At 41.5% G+C, this 17,537-nt stretch carries 21 protein-coding genes; 9 read left to right on the forward strand and 12 right to left on the reverse strand.

The window, feature by feature from the left end; translation table 11 throughout:
* Positions 1 to 2: 2 nt before the first annotated feature.
* The 6 genes from ACERCG_RS08070 to napF form a co-directional block, all read right to left on the reverse strand.
* Positions 3 to 431: a nitrate reductase cytochrome c-type subunit gene (locus tag ACERCG_RS08070; RefSeq protein ID WP_373611527.1), complete on the reverse strand. Its 429-nt coding sequence runs from the start codon at positions 429 to 431 to the stop codon at positions 3 to 5.
* Between the two features lie 46 nt (positions 432 to 477).
* Entirely contained in the window at positions 478 to 1,356 is an 879-nt protein-coding gene (napH, locus tag ACERCG_RS08075) for a quinol dehydrogenase ferredoxin subunit NapH (protein WP_373611528.1), read from the reverse strand.
* Positions 1,356 to 2,261: a ferredoxin-type protein NapG gene (gene napG, locus ACERCG_RS08080; RefSeq protein WP_373611529.1), complete on the reverse strand. Its 906-nt coding sequence runs from the start codon at positions 2,259 to 2,261 to the stop codon at positions 1,356 to 1,358. Before napG ends, napH begins: the two co-directional genes overlap by 1 nt.
* A 203-nt stretch (positions 2,262 to 2,464) precedes the next feature.
* Entirely contained in the window at positions 2,465 to 4,963 is a 2,499-nt protein-coding gene (gene napA / locus ACERCG_RS08085; RefSeq protein WP_373611530.1) for a nitrate reductase catalytic subunit NapA, read from the reverse strand.
* Positions 4,964 to 4,996: 33 nt separating this feature from the next.
* The gene (locus ACERCG_RS08090) at positions 4,997 to 5,263 is read right to left on the reverse strand and encodes a chaperone NapD (protein ID WP_373611531.1); all 267 of its coding nucleotides are present in this window, start codon (positions 5,261 to 5,263) and stop codon (positions 4,997 to 4,999) included.
* A 2-nt stretch (positions 5,264 to 5,265) separates the two neighbouring features.
* Positions 5,266 to 5,805, reverse strand: a complete 540-nt coding sequence (gene napF / locus ACERCG_RS08095; protein WP_373611532.1) for a ferredoxin-type protein NapF — start codon at positions 5,803 to 5,805, stop codon at positions 5,266 to 5,268.
* A gap of 175 nt (positions 5,806 to 5,980) precedes the next feature.
* Between napF and ACERCG_RS08100 the strand changes: the two genes are divergently transcribed.
* Complete coding sequence (locus ACERCG_RS08100) at positions 5,981 to 6,553, forward strand: NAD(P)H-dependent oxidoreductase (protein ID WP_373611533.1); 573 nt, start codon at positions 5,981 to 5,983, stop codon at positions 6,551 to 6,553.
* 116 nt (positions 6,554 to 6,669) lie between these two features.
* On the opposite strand, the gene ACERCG_RS08105 is transcribed toward ACERCG_RS08100, so the two are convergent.
* From ACERCG_RS08105 to radC, 6 genes are all read right to left on the reverse strand, one after another.
* Positions 6,670 to 7,038 (reverse strand): YgiW/YdeI family stress tolerance OB fold protein, encoded by a 369-nt coding sequence (locus tag ACERCG_RS08105; protein WP_373611534.1) that lies wholly within the window; start codon positions 7,036 to 7,038, stop codon positions 6,670 to 6,672.
* A 100-nt stretch (positions 7,039 to 7,138) separates the two neighbouring features.
* Positions 7,139 to 8,674: an L-2,4-diaminobutyrate decarboxylase gene (ddc, locus tag ACERCG_RS08110; RefSeq protein WP_373611549.1), complete on the reverse strand. Its 1,536-nt coding sequence runs from the start codon at positions 8,672 to 8,674 to the stop codon at positions 7,139 to 7,141.
* Positions 8,675 to 8,861: 187 nt separating this feature from the next.
* Complete coding sequence (locus ACERCG_RS08115) at positions 8,862 to 10,226, reverse strand: diaminobutyrate--2-oxoglutarate transaminase (RefSeq protein WP_373611535.1); 1,365 nt, start codon at positions 10,224 to 10,226, stop codon at positions 8,862 to 8,864.
* Between the two features lie 345 nt (positions 10,227 to 10,571).
* Positions 10,572 to 10,742 (reverse strand): 50S ribosomal protein L33, encoded by a 171-nt coding sequence (rpmG, locus tag ACERCG_RS08120; RefSeq protein ID WP_005613503.1) that lies wholly within the window; start codon positions 10,740 to 10,742, stop codon positions 10,572 to 10,574.
* 11 nt (positions 10,743 to 10,753) lie between these two features.
* Entirely contained in the window at positions 10,754 to 10,990 is a 237-nt protein-coding gene (rpmB, locus tag ACERCG_RS08125; RefSeq protein WP_006251446.1) for a 50S ribosomal protein L28, read from the reverse strand.
* 232 nt (positions 10,991 to 11,222) lie between these two features.
* Positions 11,223 to 11,948 carry a DNA repair protein RadC gene (gene radC, locus ACERCG_RS08130; protein WP_373611536.1) on the reverse strand — a complete coding sequence of 242 codons (726 nt, stop codon included), beginning with the start codon at positions 11,946 to 11,948 and terminating at the stop codon, positions 11,223 to 11,225.
* Between the two features lie 161 nt (positions 11,949 to 12,109).
* Between radC and coaBC the strand changes: the two genes are divergently transcribed.
* The 8 genes from coaBC (at position 12,110) to crp (ending at position 17,409) form a co-directional block, all read left to right on the forward strand.
* Entirely contained in the window at positions 12,110 to 13,312 is a 1,203-nt protein-coding gene (coaBC, locus tag ACERCG_RS08135; RefSeq protein ID WP_373611537.1) for a bifunctional phosphopantothenoylcysteine decarboxylase/phosphopantothenate--cysteine ligase CoaBC, read from the forward strand.
* An 8-nt stretch (positions 13,313 to 13,320) separates the two neighbouring features.
* Positions 13,321 to 13,929, forward strand: coding sequence for a YcxB family protein (locus ACERCG_RS08140; protein ID WP_373611538.1), 609 nt, complete (start codon positions 13,321 to 13,323; stop codon positions 13,927 to 13,929).
* Between the two features lie 52 nt (positions 13,930 to 13,981).
* Positions 13,982 to 14,548: a hypothetical protein gene (locus tag ACERCG_RS08145; protein ID WP_373611539.1), complete on the forward strand. Its 567-nt coding sequence runs from the start codon at positions 13,982 to 13,984 to the stop codon at positions 14,546 to 14,548.
* Positions 14,549 to 14,572: 24 nt separating this feature from the next.
* Positions 14,573 to 15,316: a hypothetical protein gene (locus ACERCG_RS08150; RefSeq protein WP_373611540.1), complete on the forward strand. Its 744-nt coding sequence runs from the start codon at positions 14,573 to 14,575 to the stop codon at positions 15,314 to 15,316.
* A gap of 59 nt (positions 15,317 to 15,375) precedes the next feature.
* A complete protein-coding gene (gene dut, locus ACERCG_RS08155) occupies positions 15,376 to 15,831 on the forward strand; it encodes a dUTP diphosphatase (protein ID WP_373611541.1) in 456 nt (151 codons plus the stop codon).
* Positions 15,832 to 15,845: 14 nt separating this feature from the next.
* Positions 15,846 to 16,451, forward strand: a complete 606-nt coding sequence (gene slmA, locus ACERCG_RS08160; RefSeq protein WP_373611542.1) for a nucleoid occlusion factor SlmA — start codon at positions 15,846 to 15,848, stop codon at positions 16,449 to 16,451.
* Between the two features lie 2 nt (positions 16,452 to 16,453).
* The gene (locus tag ACERCG_RS08165) at positions 16,454 to 16,672 is read left to right on the forward strand and encodes a YheU family protein (RefSeq protein ID WP_373611543.1); all 219 of its coding nucleotides are present in this window, start codon (positions 16,454 to 16,456) and stop codon (positions 16,670 to 16,672) included.
* Between the two features lie 62 nt (positions 16,673 to 16,734).
* Positions 16,735 to 17,409, forward strand: a complete 675-nt coding sequence (gene crp, locus ACERCG_RS08170; protein ID WP_373611544.1) for a cAMP-activated global transcriptional regulator CRP — start codon at positions 16,735 to 16,737, stop codon at positions 17,407 to 17,409.
* Positions 17,410 to 17,537: the final 128 nt, after the last annotated feature.

Here is a 17,537-nt window from a genome sequence, read left to right on the forward strand (position 1 = left end):
CCTTATTTACCTTGCGTTTGTCGTACAGATTCAAATTTATTTTGAACAATTGGGTTTACACTTGTTTGTTGAACGTGGCATTGTAAACAGAAGTAACGACGTGGCGATTCATTTTCATAAACTTTGCCATCACGATCCATAAAATGACTTGGCGGTAAACGAGTTGCACCTGTTACTTTTGAAGGCTCAACTGCGTGACACGCTAAGCACTGGTTCACGTTTTTACTCACTTGCAAACCACGAATACTATGTGGAACAAGTGGTGGTTGGAATGGGAAAGTTGTTGGGATATTCCCTACATCTTTTTGCGGATTATGAAATCCCGGTGCAACACTTTCGGCTGTATCATCAATAGAACCGGATAATTTCGGGCCTTCTGCCATTGCCAAGCCTGTCATTGCGGCTAAAATTAGGGCAAGATATTTTCTCATTTGAGGTTCACTCCATTAAAATGCTTGTTTTTAAACAAAGCTAAATTTAAATATTCTTTACATCAATACTGCCTTGAAAACGTGTTCCAAAGGCAAAAACTTTTTCAGCACAAACGTCAATACAACGTCCGCAGGTAATACAATCTTTTGATAAGATAACAGTGCTATCTTCAGGCTTACCATGTAATGGTACTCGAAGCACTTGTGGCTCAGGGCAAACGTTGTAACAATCCATACAATTATCGCAAAGGTTACGATCCACCACTTTAACTTTAATCAGGCTTTTCGCCCCAATTAAGGCATAAGTTGCCCCTATCGGGCAAAGGTGTCCGCACCAACCGTGTTCTGTTACTAGCAAGTCGAACAGAAATATCACTAGCACTAGCCAAATAGTTGCACCTAACCCGAATACAAAGGCTCGACCTAGTGCTGCAACAGGGTTGATCCACTCCCATAATAGCGTGCCGGAAATTGCACTACCGACTAAAATGACTGCCAAAATCACATAGCGCAAATTGCGTGGAATTTTAGCACTTTGGCGAATACCTAATTTGCGTCTCAGCCAAGCGGCGGCATCAGTTACCATATTCATCGGGCAAATCCAACTGCAAAATAGCTTGCTGCCGACAATCGCATAAAATGCAACAATAATTAATGCCCCGATTAGCACTGTCCATTCAGGTTGATAGCCTGTCGCTAAGACTTGGGCTGTCATTAACGGATCTGTCATTGGCACGGTATCCAGCAATAAGCTGCCGCTATAATTGCCTTTTAAAATCCAGACATTCCAAAGTGGTCCGCTTAAAAACATCAAAATAATGCTAAGCTGGGTTAAGCGTCTTAAAATCAAAAAGCGGTAAGCGTGCCACCAACCTAGTTTCTGACGAGCCTCTAAGCCCGCATTTTTTGGAGAATTGGCTGCCATTATTTCACCCCCTTGAGATTCAAGTCTAAATCAGGGAAATGCTCCGGAGCTTCCACCGTCGTAGAGTTCGGTACATAATTTTGTGTCGCCCGACTTGGCGTTGCAACTTTCGCTCCCGGTTTTACTTCCATATGTTGATAAACGGGTTCGTGTAAGCCTTCCGGCATTCTTGCATCATAAGCTGGACGTAAACCGTCAGGGTGTACATCTTCAATTAACGATTTACCTGCATTTTGTTTTTCTTGCCAGCCTAAGCGGTAGTGTCTGCCGAGTAATCCTTTGGCTAAATCCATCGGTAATACTTTAATTGCTGCTTCTTCTAGCACACAAGCCTGTTCACATTTTCCACAGCCTGTACAAGCATCGGAATGTACAGTTGGGATTAATTTTGCGTGAATGGAGGTTCTATCGTTATGTACTTTTTCAAGGGTAATTGCTTTATCAATTAAAGGGCAAACTCGATAACACACATCACAACGCAAGCCTTGCCAGTTAAGACAAGTTTCGTGGTCGAGCAACACCGCAAGCCCCATTCGTGCATCGTCAATGTCTTTTAGCTCTTCGCTTAATGCCCCGGTTGGGCAAGCATTCATACAGGGAATATCCACGCACATTTCGCAAGGCTTATCCCGTGCAATAAAGTATGGCGTGCCTGCTTCCACTGGTGAAATAAGCGATGCCAAATGCAACATATCGTAAGGACAAGCCTGCACACATTGTCCGCAACGGGTGCAAGCACTTAGGAAATCTTGCTCCGGCAAAGCACCCGGTGGACGTAATGCCACCCCTTGACGGGCAAAACTTTGTTGTTGCTGTAGCCCTAAAATCATTCCCACACCGCAAACGCCTGCAGCGGTTCGGGTTGCATTTTTTAAAAACTGACGGCGATTTGGATCCATTTTCATTGAGGGTTCCTCTTAATTCAAGCGGTTGGTTTTCGACAATTTTTTGCAAATTTGACGATTTCTGTAGGGGCTAATTGCAATTAGCCCCTACGCTAAACTTGAAATTTTGCAAATTTTTATGAAAATTTAACCGCTTGTGATGGGCAAATAATAATTTGCCCCTACGGGGTATAATGTCGGGCGAAAGAATTCGCCCATTCACATTAAGCCTTAACCACTTTAACCGCACATTTTTTGAAGTCGGTCTCAAATGAAATTGGGTCTGTCGCATCAAGAGTTACTTTGTTAATTAACTGACCTGCATCAAAGAAGGTTGAGTAAATTAACCCTTGTGGACATTTGTTACGCCCACGCGTATCTAAGTTAGATACATACTCACCACGGCGTGAAATCACTTTCACTTTATCACCATGACGTAAACCACGTTTTTTCGCATCGTCCGGGTGCATCCAAACTAAGTTAGTTGGGAATGCTTTGTGAAGCTCAGGAACACGGCGGGTCATTGTACCTGTGTGCCAGTGTTCAAGCACACGACCTGTACAGAACCATAAATCATATTCTTCATCAGGTGCTTCTGCAGGTGGCTCATAAGGTACGCCCAAAATAACAGCTTTTTTGTCTGCATTACCATAGAACGCAACTTCTTCACCCGGTTTTACATATGGGTCATAACCTTCACGGTAACGCCATAGTGTTTCTTTATATTCGCCTGTTTTTTCGTCTTTTACTACAGGCCAACGTAAACCACGCACTTTGTGGTAAGTATCGAAGTCAGCTAAATCGTGTCCGTGTCCTCGGCCAAATTCTGCATACTCTTCAAATAAACCTTTTTGAATGTAGTAACCGAAGTGATCCGCTTCATCATTCATATAACCCGGAATGTTTGTCGGTACTTGGTAGCTATCCACTTTTCCGTTGGTATAAAGGATTTCGTACAACGTTTTGCCACGTAATTCAGGCGCTTTTGCTAATAGTTCTTCCGGCCATACTTCTTCTACTTTGAAGTATTTAGAGAACTCAACTAATTGCCAAGTATCAGAACGTGCATTTGCCGGGCCTTTAACCTGCTGACGCCAGAATTGAGTACGGCGTTCTGCGTTACCATAAGCCCCTTCTTTTTCTACCCACATACAGGTTGGAAGGATTAAGTCTGCAGCAACGGCTGAAACTGATGGGTACGGATCTGAAACCACGATAAAGGTTTCAGGGTTACGCCAGCCTGGGAAGATCTCTTCATTGATATTTGGACCGCCCTGCATATTGTTGGTACACATCTGCCATAAGAATTTCATTTTACTGTCTTTTAATGCACGACTTTGTGCAGTTGCGTGATAGCCCGGCACATCAGGAATTACCCCAGCCGGTAATTTCCACGACTTTTCTACAATCTCACGGTGTTTAGGATTTGTTACCACCATATCTGCCGGTAAGCGGTGGATAAATGTTCCTACTTCACGGGCTGTACCACAAGCAGATGGCTGACCGGTTAAAGAGAATGGTCCGCAACCTTCTAATGCAATCTTGCCTGTTAATAAGTGTACGTTATACATCATATGGTTTACCCATACACCACGAGTGTGCTGGTTGAAGCCCATTGTCCAGAATGAAACAATTTTTCTGTTTGGATCAGCATACATTTCTGCTAAGGCTTGTAACTGCTCTTTCGGCACACCCGAAATACGGTGAGCTTCGTCTAATGTATATGGCGCAACGATTTTCTTAAATTCTTCAAAATCACTGTCATACATTTTACCTGCAGTTTTCGCATTGGTATTTTGTTGTAATTTGTGTTCAGGACGTAAACCGTAACCGATGTTGGTCTCACCACGTTTGAATTTAGTATGCTTGTTTACGAAATCCCAATTTACTTTATCATTTTCAATAATGTAGTTAGCAATGTAGTTTAAGATTGCTAAGTCTGAATGCGGTTTAAAGATAATTGGTGTATCGGCTAACTCAAATGAACGGTGTTCGTAAGTAGACATTACCACAACACGCACATTGTCATTCGATAAGCGGCGATCAGAAATACGGCTCCATAAAATCGGGTGCATTTCTGCCATATTTGAGCCCCAAAGCACAAACGCATCGGTTTTTTCAATATCGTTATAGCAGCCCATCGGTTCGTCCATACCAAAGGTACGCATAAAGGCAACCGCAGCTGATGCCATACAGTGACGTGCATTCGGGTCAATGGTATTAGAACGGAAACCACCTTTCCAAAGTTTCACTTTCGCATAACCTTCAAAAATGGTTGTTTGACCTGATGAGAACATACCTACTGCATTAGGACCATCACTTTTAATGGTAGCTTTGATTTTATCTGCCATTACTGTGAATGCTTGTTCCCACGAAACCGGAGTGAAATCGCCATTCTTATCAAATTTGCCATCTTTCATACGAAGCATTGGCTCTTGCATACGGTCTGCACCATACATCATTTTTGATAAGAAATAACCTTTAATACAGTTTAAACCACGGTTCACTTCTGCATCCGGATCGCCTTGTGTTGCAACCACCTTGCCATCTTTTGTACCTACAAGTACACTACAACCTGTACCACAATAACGGCAAGGAGCTTTATCCCAACGAATACCGCTATCATCAGCTTGGACGTTTTTCACGGGAATCATAATTCCTGCCGCAGCAGCTGCAGCCACAGCTGCATTTGCTTTCATAAAATCTCTACGATTGAGTTCCATAATACTGTCCCACGTTTGCTTCAAAAATAACTGTTACTGTTCATCGATATAGTTTGAGATTAAAGAGACTACAATCACACCTTTAATATCTCTTACTTGATCGATACGATCGGAAAGGGCTAAATGCACATTACTTTCGATCGTTACGACTAATTTGCCTTCTTCTGGTTTTTCCCCGTGAATCTCGGTATAAGGAATGTTCAGAATCTCAGCTTTCACTTCTTCCAACTTTTCTGGCTTTGCTTGCACCACTAAACTACAAACATACCAGTTTTCCTGTTCAGATAATTTTTCACTCATCTCTATTTGCCTGTATTATTACTGTGGCTGATTTTAATTGCACTTGTTGGACAAACATTTAAACAAGCTCCACAGCCGTTACAGCTTTCTAAATCTAATGTCATTTGGGCGATACCACCTAAACTCGGTCGAAAGCGAAACACTCGCATTTCACAACTGTCGCCACAGCTTCGGCATTCTGTTCCCTGTTTCAATAAACAACTGTCTTGAATTTCAATTTTGTGATTCCAAGCCTGTTCTGAAACGTCTCGAAACACATCAGCTTCGCAAGATTGCACACACTTTTCACAGAATGTACATTCGCCTTTGCTGAAATCAACCTCAGGATAACCACCTGCCCCTTTTACAACAATGCTTGTTTCGCAAACCTTAATGCAGTTATTACAAGCGGTGCATTTTTCTAAAAAATTTGCTAAATTAGCCCAAGGCGGACGAATTGCTTCATACCCTTGCCGACTGGCTTTTTCGCTTTTTAGTGAATCTAAAAACTGCCCTCGTAAAAAACTGCGGCGAGGAAGTAATTGATTAGGATTATTGGTCAAGAAAACACCATTTTAAATGCCATTATCATAGGTTAAATTATCCAATGTTCACTGGTTATCGTTCATTCCTCAAATGGGGTATTTGGGCAAGTATTCGCTAAAACATTGATTTCCATCAAAGAAATTTCATTGAGATCCTCTATTAGCTACACAAAAAAAGATAAAAGGTAAGAAAATGAAACATCTCATTATCTACGCTCACCCCTCAAACCGCAGTTTTAACCACGCTATTTTAGAAAAAGCGATTGAAACCTCGCCAAATAATGTGGTTGTGCGAGATCTCTATCAGCTTAATTTTGACCCTGTTTTAACTTGGCAAGAATTTAGCCAAACCCTTTCCCAACAATACGCTCCCGATATTGCAACAGAACACAAATATTGGCGGGAAGCCGATGTGATTACGCTGATTTATCCCCTTTGGTGGATGGGGTTTCCTGCCATTTTAAAAGGCTATTTAGACCGTGTATTGAGCTATGATTTTGCCTATCAAAATGGCGAGATTGAAAGTATCGGCTTACTCACAGGCAAGAAAATGCAACAATTTGTTACGCTGGGTAATTCCAATGAAAAATATGAGCGAAAAGGTTTTCTCAATGCCTTTGAACACACGCTTGGTAAAGGGCTATTTGAGTTTTGTGGGATTAATGATGTGAAAATGCACTATTTTGGCAATATTGGCTTAAAAGAGACAGATTATGTGGCCATCTTGCAAGAAGTTGCAGAATCTTGCAGAGAAATATTGAAATAACAAGCGGTAGGATTTTGCGTTTTTTGCAAAACGTATGGCTTTGTGACTTGCCTTTATTGAGCTGAAAATTTCGTTCTATTAAATGAAAACCCCGCCAAACAAGGCGGGGAATCAGCTTAAGGTTTGATTACCGTGAGTTTTTTAACATCTAACTCAGTTTTGTTACGGTCTTTGTCAATTTCACCGGATAAACGGACTTGATTGCCTTCGCTACCAACGTGTTGACCTGCCCAAACTTCATCGTCAATCTCCACACGAATTTGCCCTGTTGCATCTTTAAATAAGTAAGTTTCATCACCTACTTTATTTAATATTGTGCCTTCTACAGTAACGTAGCTATCATCTGCTGCCGCTAACGCCTGTTTCACGCTAATCACATTCGCCGGAGCAACGCCTGTATTTGCTTGTGAAGAACTATTAGAAGCGGTTGAATTACACGCCGATAAAGCCATTGCCATCAAGGCTAAACCCAGTACTTTTTTCATAAAAACTCCTTATTAAAAAATTTGCATTCGATAAAAACTACCGAATGCAAACATTAAAACATAAATAAATCCTGAAAACACGCTTTTATTTTCAATGCTGTTAGTCAATTGGTGGAACGTAAGTGCCATTGACAATCGAATCTTTAATCCGCTCCGCTTCTGCTAACACCTGAGCTAATAATGCTTTTACGTTTTCAAGCGTCGCAATCGGACTTAATGTGGTCATTTTCAGCGATTGGTTATCGCCTACTTTAGTTACCCCGATATTCGCCTCACCTCGTGCAAACAATTCATCTGCAACGTTTTGGTTTAAGGTATCCACAAACTCGGCTGGATAACCTTCCGGCACAACACGGAATAGCACTGAGGCAAATTGTGCCGGCACTAACATTTCCAAGCCATCGGTAGCATTAATGTAGGCTTCCACCTCTTTTGAGAGATACACACCGTGATCGATCATCGAAGCATATAAATCTTCGCCTAAGGCTTCTACTGTGAACCATAATTTCAACGCATCAAAACGACGGGTCGTTTGCAGCGATTTTGCCACTAAGTTTGGTACACCGTGTTCTTCATCGTATTCTGAGTTGAGGTAATCCGCCTTGTAATCAATGAAACGATAGTTCGCTTCATCTTTTAACAAGAATGCCCCACAAGAAATCGATTGGAAGAAGTGCTTGTGGAAATCAAGGGTAATCGAATCGGTTAGTTCAATACCATCAAGGAAATGACGGAAATCTTTCGATAATAATAACGCTCCGCCCCACGCTGCATCAACGTGAACCCAAGCCTTGTATTCATCGGCTAATTTGCGGATTGCTTTTAAATCATCAATCGCCCCAGCATCTGTTGTGCCTGCTGTTGCAACGATACAAGCCACCACTTTGCCTTCCGCTTTTAATTGTGCAAGGGTTTTCGCTAGAGCCTCAACGTCCATTTGTGCATTCGCATTTGACGGCACAGTAACAACCGATTGGAAACCCATTCCCATCATTGCCATATTTTTTTGCACCGAGAAGTGAGCATTTTCAGAGCAAACCACTTTCACTTTTTTCATTGCATCAGGCGGAATACCATCTGCTTGCACCGACCATTCCGAGCCATCTTCATTTTTCCAATGGTTTGCAATCGCCCAATCACGAGCCAACAACACGCCCATTAAGTTTGATTGTGTACCACCTGACGTAAACACGCCTGACGTGCCGTTTCCATAGCCCACTTTTTGGCGTAACCAATCAATTAAATGCTCTTCCATAATCGAACCTGCCGGGCTTTGATCCCAGGAGTCCATTGATTGGTTAGTCGCATTAATTAACACTTCCGCAATTTGGCTGGTTACCATTGTCGGGCAATGCAAATGAGCCAATGAGTGTGGGTGGTGAACCTTAAGGCTTGGATTTAAGAAAATATCCACTAAGTGCTCAAGGGATTTTTGCACCCCAACGCCTTCTTTACTCGGCTTGAAACCATCAATCAAGGCACGCATTTGCTTGATTGAACCGCCTGTGTACATTTTTTCATTCTTAAGCCAATCTGAAACAGCTTTCACTGCATTATTCATTGCGGATTCATAATCCGCAATGGATTTTGGATCACTACAGAACAGAGATTGTCTGTGTTTTTCTAGGTTTGACATATTTATTTCTTCTCCAAAAGAATGCTCAAGCATAAAGTCATCACTTACGGTTTCTTTATTTGTAAAGAAGCTATTCCAATTAACTGTTGTTGCCATAAGAATGTCCTTTGCTTGATTTTGAGTGTTTTAAAAAGCGGTTAAATTTCGCAAAAAATTTACAAAATTCAACCGCTTATCTCATTACAAATTAACCACGCACCGCTTTCACTGCTTCGGTAACAGATTGTTTAAAGCGTTTAATAAACTCTTCACATTCTGCTTGGGTAATATTCACGGCACAAAGTACACGCACCACATTACCACCACGTCCGCCACGCTCTAATAATAATTTGTTTTTAAAGCAATATTTCTGAATAGCGATGGCTAAATCGCAATCACGAGGGTAAGCACCTGTTGCATCTTTTGGCTGGCGTTCATCAACAATATCAATACCCATCATTAAGCCTTTACCACGCACATTGCCAATACAAGGTAATTCTTTGCTTAATTCACGTAATGCGTTAGTTAAGTATTCGCCACGCTCTTGTGCGTTTTTCGCTAAATTCTCTTCACGCATAATTTTAAGCGATACATAGCCGGTTGCCATTGCTAATTGGTTGCCACGGAATGTACCGGTATGACCTGCCGGCAGCCAAGCGTCAAACTCTTTTTTGATCGCTAATACTGCAAGCGGTAAGCTACCACCAATCGCTTTTGACATCACCACGATATCCGGCTCAATACCTGCGTGTTCAAAGGCGAACATTTTACCTGAACGGCAAAAACCTGCTTGAACTTCGTCCACAATCATTAAAATGCCGTGTTTTTTCGTTACTTCACGCACTTTTTGTAAGAAACTGATTGGAGCTGGCACAACACCGCCTTCGCCTTGAATTGCTTCAAGAATAACAGCAGCCGGTTTTACCACACCACTTTCAACATCTTCGATAAAGTTTTCAAAATAGTGCTCAACTGCTTTTGCACCAGCCTCGCCCCCAATACCAAACGGGCAACGATATTCGTGCGGATACGGCATAAATTGCACACCCGGCATTAAACCTTGTACTGCATTCTTCGCACTTAAGTTACCTGTTAAAGATAACGCACCGTGTGTCATACCGTGGAAACCACCTGAGAATGCGATCACATTGCTACGACCGGTAAAGGTTTTCGCTAATTTAATCGCAGCTTCATTCGCATCAGCCCCTGTTGGGCCTGTGAATTGGAGAATATATTGATCTTTCGGGAAGAATGAAAGTAATTCTTCTGTGAAAGCATCTTTTAATGGGGTGGTAATATCTAAAGAATGTAAAGGTAAACCACTGTCTAAAACATCTTTAATCGCTTGGATTAATTTAGGGTGGTTATGACCTAATGCAAGCGTTCCTGCACCTGCTAAGAAATCGAGGTATTCATTGCCTTCAACATCAGTTACCCACACGCCTTGAGCTTTTTGGTAAGCAAACGGTAATTTACGCGGATAGCTACGTACGTTTGATTCCATTGCATCTTGGCGATCTAAAAAGTATTGGTTTGAAGCAAGAACAGCTTGAATAGGAGTTTTAATTGTCATTGAAATAAACCTTCTAAAAGAGGTGAAAAAAATAAGTCGGGTGCCTTGCGGAGGAAGCCTAAGCTCTCGAATCCTGAAAGACTCGGTGCCTTGGGGCATTTGACTCGCTACTTATTAAAAAAAGCGTTTCAGCTTTTTTGTTTTTACCCTATTTGTCCCGAAGAAATGAATGGGATAGGTTGGAAACAGACTTAAATGTAGGGTTACATTTAAGGGGCGTAATGATACCGTTTTTTATCAAAAAAGAAAGTTTTTTTGCCTAACCAATTAATGTAATAAGTATTTCCTAAAAAGTAGGATAATAAAAAACCCGACATAAGTCGGGTTCTAAAATTTAAAACAAAATTATTTAATTTTTGCTTCTTTGTAGATAACGTGTTTACGCACAACTGGATCAAATTTTTTGATTTCCATTTTTTCAGGCATATTACGTTTGTTTTTATCTGTTGTGTAGAAGTGACCAGTTTCTGCTGTAGAAACTAAACGGATTTTCTCACGAGCGCCTTTAGCTGCCATTTTTTAGCTCCTTAGATTTTTTCGCCACGAGCACGGATTTCAGCTAATACTGCATCAATGCCTTTTTTATCAATAATACGCATACCTTTCGCTGTTAAACGTAAGGTTACGAAACGGTTTTCGCTCTCAACCCAGAAACGGTGAGTGTGAAGGTTTGGTAAGAAACGACGTTTTGTCGCATTCATTGCGTGTGAGCGGTTGTTACCAACTGCTGGACGCTTGCCGGTTACTTGGCAAACTCTTGACATTTGAATTTCTCCAATAATTTTAAGCTTAAAAATGGTTCGGGCGATCTCACAAAAGGCGTTGCTCAACCAACCCCTCCGATTTTGATTGCCTCGTCAGGCATTAACCCGACCACAGTCTATGTAATAAAGACTGCGGATTATACCGATTTCATTTGTTATATTCAAGTAGAATTTATATGCGTATTTTTTTACTATTTCAGGAGAAATGTTAAAGGTTAAATAAAGCAAGCGGTTATTTTCTATCAGAAATTTGCAAAAATGAATGTTCCTGCATTTCTAATTTCTCTTCCTCGAATGAAAAGTAGTCCCCTTTGCCGACAATAATATGATCCACAAAGCGAATATCAACCAATTCGCACGCCATTTCGATCTTTTTAGTTAAACTTCTGTCCGACTCACTCGGCAGACAAGAACCTGAGGGGTGATTATGAGCCACAATAATCGCTGCGGCATTATATTTTAACGCTCTTTTAATAATTTCTCGGGGGTGAACAGCGGTTTGGTTAATCGTACCAAAGAACATTTTTTCTTTATAAATCAATCGGTTTTGGTTGTCCAAAAACAGCACCATAAAGACTTCTCGATCTTCTTCCTCTAGCTCGGTTTGGAAATACATAATCGCCATATAAGGGGCTTGAATCATCTCGCTAAATTCCATTTGTTGAGCCAAATAGCGTTTGGTCATCTCTTTAGAGGCTTGTAACTGAATGTATTTGGTTTTGCCTAAACCGTAAATTTTGCAAAAATCATCAATATTTGCATTCAGTAATTGGCGTAACGAGCCAAATGCCATCAATACACTCTCTGCCAATGCCAACACAGGCACAGCTTTCGTGCCCGTCCGTAAAAAAATTGCTAATAATTCGGCATCAGTTAATGAGGCTGCCCCCTGTGTTAATAATTTCTCACGCGGCATTATTGTTGGCTCTTGAGAATCTTCATCAAAAAAATCGTTCATTTTTTCCTCCATCAATTTAGTTAAGCATAAAAGAGCCAACCTTTGCAGACAAAGGGATTTATTCAATTTTTCGAGCAAGATCGCAAAAATAGTGAAGTTGTGAGCAACTCCTTATTCCGCTAAAATATGCAAAATAAATCCACGCTTTAAGGATAGTAAAGATGTTACAAAACAAAAAAATTTTAGTCGGCATTTCCGGTGGGATCGCGGCCTACAAAACCATTGAATTTATCCGCCATTTGAAAAAGGCGAATGCGGAAGTTAGAGTGGTTTTAACCCCCGCCGCAGAGGCTTTTGTAACACCTTTAACCTTACAAGCCATTTCAGGCAATGCCGTTTCTACTTCCCTACTCGACCCTCAAGCCGAGCTGGCAATGGGGCATATTGAGTTAGCGAAATGGGCGGATTTAGTGGTTATCGCCCCGGCAAGTGCTGATTTTATTGCTCGCTTGCGTGTGGGAATGGGGAACGATTTGCTCTCCACCCTCTGCCTTGCCACTGCAAGCCCTATTCTGCTTGCCCCTGCAATGAACCAACAAATGTATAAACAACTGGCGGTGCAAGAAAATATCACCACCCTCATTTTTCGTGGAATGCAGTTTGTCGGCCCGAACAGTGGTTTCCAAGCCTGTGGCGATGTGGGGGCAGGCAGAATGTCTGAGCCTGAAGAAATTTACCAAGCAGTATTGGCTCATTTCTCCAAAAACCAAGATTTACAAGGCTTGAATGTAACCATTACCGCAGGTCCAACCCGTGAAGCTATTGACCCTGTGCGTTATATTAGCAACCACAGCTCAGGCAAAATGGGCTACTCCATCGCCAAAGCCTTTGCTGAACGTGGGGCGAACGTTGCGCTGATTAGCGGCCCGGTGAATTTACCTACGCCCGATAATGTGGAACGAATCAATGTGGAATCTGCGGTTGAGATGGAGCAACAAGCGGTCAAATTTGCCCAAAAATCTGCAATTTTTATCGGCTGTGCGGCAGTGGCGGATTATCGAATGGCGGAAATTTCCGACCAGAAAATCAAGAAAACCGATGACAGTAATGAACTCACGCTAAAATTGGTAAAAAACCCCGATATTATCGCTAACATCGCTCATCTTACCCAAAATCGTCCGTTCGTGGTTGGTTTTGCCGCCGAAACGCAAAATGTGGCGGAATATGCGAAATCCAAACTTGAACGTAAAAAGCTCGATATGATTTGTGCCAACGATGTGTCAGGCGGGCAAGTATTCGGACAAGACCAAAATGCGTTGCACTTGTTCTGGAAAAACGGTGAGAAAACGCTCCCACTTGCGGATAAAGGGAAATTGGCGGAAAGTTTGGTGCAGGAAATTGTGGCTCGATTTCAGGCAACATAGGAATAAAAATGCAATTAAACTACGAATTAACCCCCAAAAGTTATATTAAAGGGTTACTGCAAGCTAATCTCATTTTTAGCAAATGGACTTTGAAGTCTCACCTTATTCGTGCTCTGCTCATATTTCCATTCATCTGTTTTATTCTTTGGTGGTGGATTACGTTTTTTGAACAGCAAAGCGTTATTTTAGAAATACTTGGAGATGATTATGGTGAAACTCTCGATGAGTTTCTCAATGATGTTAAGCAAACCAATCGTTGGTTAGTGATCTCTGCGGTAATTTTAGCGATTGTTGCTGGTGTTAAGCCGTATATTGAAATGGCATTGCATAGGATCAAAGCGTTCGAGCACTATTATGCCTTACTGATGAATAATCGTATTGAGCTACGTGAGAAAGAGCTGTTTCACCAAAGTGATATGGGTTCAAGCCTCAGCCTTTATGAAAAATTCTATGCCGTTGAACAGAGCAAAGATTTCGTATTAATCTTTTTTGATAGAGGTGTTGTCAGCCACGTTATTCCGAAAAGTGCCTTTGGGGGGCAGGCTCAGATTGATGAATTTTTGGCGATAATCCGCAGTAAAATGTCGCAAAAAAACACAAAAAATAACCGCTTGTAAGCGGTCAAAAACCACTAAAAATTTGCAAATTGAATAAAAGATGGAGCTTCAAATGGCGAAAAAGATTTTGATAATCTTAGGGGCTATTTTTGTCTTGGTAGCACTTGCTATGATAGTATTTTTTCACCTGCTTGGACAAAGTTTGGGGAAAGCCGATCCAACACCGAAATTTATCACAACTGAGCCGATGACAGCCAAATATCTGCCATTACCTGTGGAAACGACAATTTTCTACGATGGTAATAAAACAAGGGCAAAATATAAGCAGGAAAAGCCGTTAAAAGAGAGTACGATTACAAGTATCCATTTATCTGAACCCTTGATGTGGGGCGAAATGCCCGTAACAGACTTCTCGGATTACAATACGCATCTGCTTATCAGCCCAATTTGGGATGCGGAAATTAAACCAAACCACTGCTTTTTTGAGCTGTGGCGTGAATGTAATTATGATCTTGCCTTTCGTGTGAAAGATAACGCAAGTTGGCAGTTTAACCCTCAAAATTTTGAGGTTTCACCTGAATTTGGCTGTGGCTTTAATGAAAATTTTAAGGCTGGCTCGCCGAAAATGCAGGAAATGATCAAAGCCTGGCAACATTTGCAAAAAACAGCAGAAAAGTAACCGCTTGTATAAGGAATATCATCAATGAAAAAAATCATCAGCATTTCGCTACTTATGCTTTCATCAACCGGAATTGCGAATAGTTCGATTAAAGCACAAACAATGAAATTGGTGGATAATGAGGCGAAAAGGCTGGAGCTTTGCCGCCAGTTACCGAAATGTGAAGATTTAGTAAGGTTATACCAAGCAGCAAATGGCGACCTCTATTTGAGCGATGGCACGCCTCAATTAGCCTTTTTCCCGAAAAGTAATGGTTATAAACTGAAAAATCATTGGGATTTTTCCAATTATCAACATCGGGCAGGTAATTTTAATGAGCTGGAAGCAGAACCCTATTATAGCATTGCTCCGGCACTTTATCCTTTGGCAGAAGGGAAATGGGCGATTGCGTTAGAGAAAGTATGGTCTGAAATGTATTCGGGCGGTTCTCGTAGTGCCAGTTTTGCCGATTTCTTGCAAATCAATGAGGACAACAGTTACCAACTGGCATTACAATCTATTTACTTTTATGAAGGCGAGATGATTAGAGCCTGCTTTAGAGAAGAAGATGTGCAAAAATTACACCAATGCCACGACACCGCAGATACCATTTTAAAAATTCGCTATCAAGATATCGGCAAACCTTACTACCAATGGCATTTAACCTATACGCAAACAGAGCAGCATTCTACAGACAAAAAACCGCGTAAGCTCAAAGAGTGGACGAACACTGTAATGCCGTTTGATAAATGTAACGTGCAAGCATTATGCGATGATGAGGAAGATTAGAAAATTTGCTTTTATCGCAAGCGGTCAAAAATGAACAAAATTTTACAAAAGGACAGACAATGAAACAGATCGATTTAAAAATTTTAGATAGCCGTATCGGCAGTGAATTTCCACTACCAACTTATGCAACCGAAGGATCAGCAGGGTTGGATTTGAGAGCGTTAATCAACGAGCCACTTACCGTTAAAGCAGGCGAAGCGGTTTTGATCCCAACAGGGATTTCAATTTATATTGCCGATCCCAACTTAGCCGCAGTGATCTTACCTCGCTCAGGTTTAGGGCATAAAAACGGGATCGTATTAGGTAACTTAGTTGGATTGATCGACAGCGACTATCAAGGCCCGTTAATGGTTTCAGTTTGGAACAGAAGCCAAACCGATTTTACCGTGAATGTGGGCGACCGTATCGCTCAGCTTGTTTTCGTGCCAGTGGTTCAAGCAAGTTTTAATATTGTGCAAGATTTTGAGCAAACCGAACGTGGCGAAGGCGGTTTCGGGCATTCGGGTAAGCAATAGTAGTAGGATGAGCAATGACAGAACCTAAAATTAAAATGCCGAAAAAATCAGTGGTAGAACGCCGCCAGCAGGTGCTGGAGGTTTTAATCGGCTTATTAAATTCTGAAGATGGAATGCAGCGTGTAACCACCGAGCGTTTAGCTGCGGCGGTGGGGGTATCGGAAGGGGCGTTGTATCGCTATTTCCCAAGCAAAACCAAAATGTTTGAGGCGTTAATCGAGAAAATCGAGCAAACCCTCACCAGCTATATTCACGCCAATAAACGCCAAGACAGCAGTGCCAATTCGGTGCGAGCAATTTTATATGTGATTTTAGAATTTGCACGCAAAAACCCGGGCGTAACCCGTATTCTGACAGGCCACGCCTTGATGTTTGAAGACGATATATTGAAAGCTCGTGTGGCTAAATTCTTTGATAATTTAGAATTACAATTTGCCAATATTTTACAACTTAGCAAACTGCGTGAACGCAAATCCTTTGAAGATGAACGAGCGTTGGCAGGTTATTTAGTAAATTTCTGTGAAGGGCAATTTTTACGCCTAGTTCGCTCGAATTTCAGCTATAACCAACATCAACATTTTGAAAAACAGTGGGCATTTATTAAGCCTTTATTTGATTAATTATGATTATACCTTGGCAAGACTTAGCAGAATCCACATTACATAATGTGCTGGATTCATTCATTTTACGAGAAGGCACAGACTATGGCGAAACAGAGCTTTCTTTGGAAGAAAAAAGAGAACGTTTACTCGCCCAATTGAAAGCCGATAAAGTCGTTATCGTTTGGTCTGAATTGCACGAAAGCCTTGATATTAAAGACAAAAAATCTTTTTTAGGCTAATAGTTAATTTCGTGTTAAAATTTCGAAAATTTAACCTAGAATAAAGAGTTATAGGAAATACTATGCAAGATATGACACTTTCAACAGCTCCTCTGGAAAATGTAACTCCTCCGCCCTCTATTCACGACCCTGCGGTGGAGTGGTTTTTAACCCATTGTCATATCCATCGTTATCCTGCGAAATATACGTTAATCCACGCGGGAGAAGATGCCGAATCGCTTTTTTACATCGTGAACGGTTCGGTATCGGTTTACATCAAAGATGATGAAACCAGAGAGATGCTATTAACTAACTTGGGCACCGGCGAATTTGTGGGCGAATTAAGCCTTTTTGAGGAAAAAGTACAGCAACGCACCGCTTATGTTCGCACCAAAGGCCCTTGCGAGATTGCAGAAATTTCCTATAAAAAATTTAAACAACTGGTGCATTTAAACCCTGATATTTTGATGTATTTGTCGGCACAGATGGCTCGCCGTTTACGTCAAACTTCACGCCAAGTAGGCAATCTTGCCTTTTTAGATGTGGCAGGGCGAATTGCTCAAACCTTGCTAAACTTAGCCAAAATGCCTGATGCAATGACCCACCCACAAGGTATGCAGATCAAAATCACCCGTCAAGAAATTGGGCAAATGGTGGGCTGTTCCCGTGAAACCGTTGGTCGTATTATGAAAATGCTGGAAGACGAAGGTTTAATTTCCGCACACGGCAAAACCATTGTGGTGTTCGGCGCAAGGTAATTCCGAATGTAGCAACTGTATCCCCCAAAATATTTGGCAAGATACAAATTCGTTAATTAAACCGCGTGAGCATTCCACTGTGAGCCATCACGGACGATGGCATTAATCACGGTTAAAAGCTTACGCAT

The sequence above is a fragment of the Mannheimia sp. E30BD genome (genome assembly GCF_041807785.1).
In the GTDB taxonomy this organism is placed as follows: domain Bacteria; phylum Pseudomonadota; class Gammaproteobacteria; order Enterobacterales; family Pasteurellaceae; genus Mannheimia.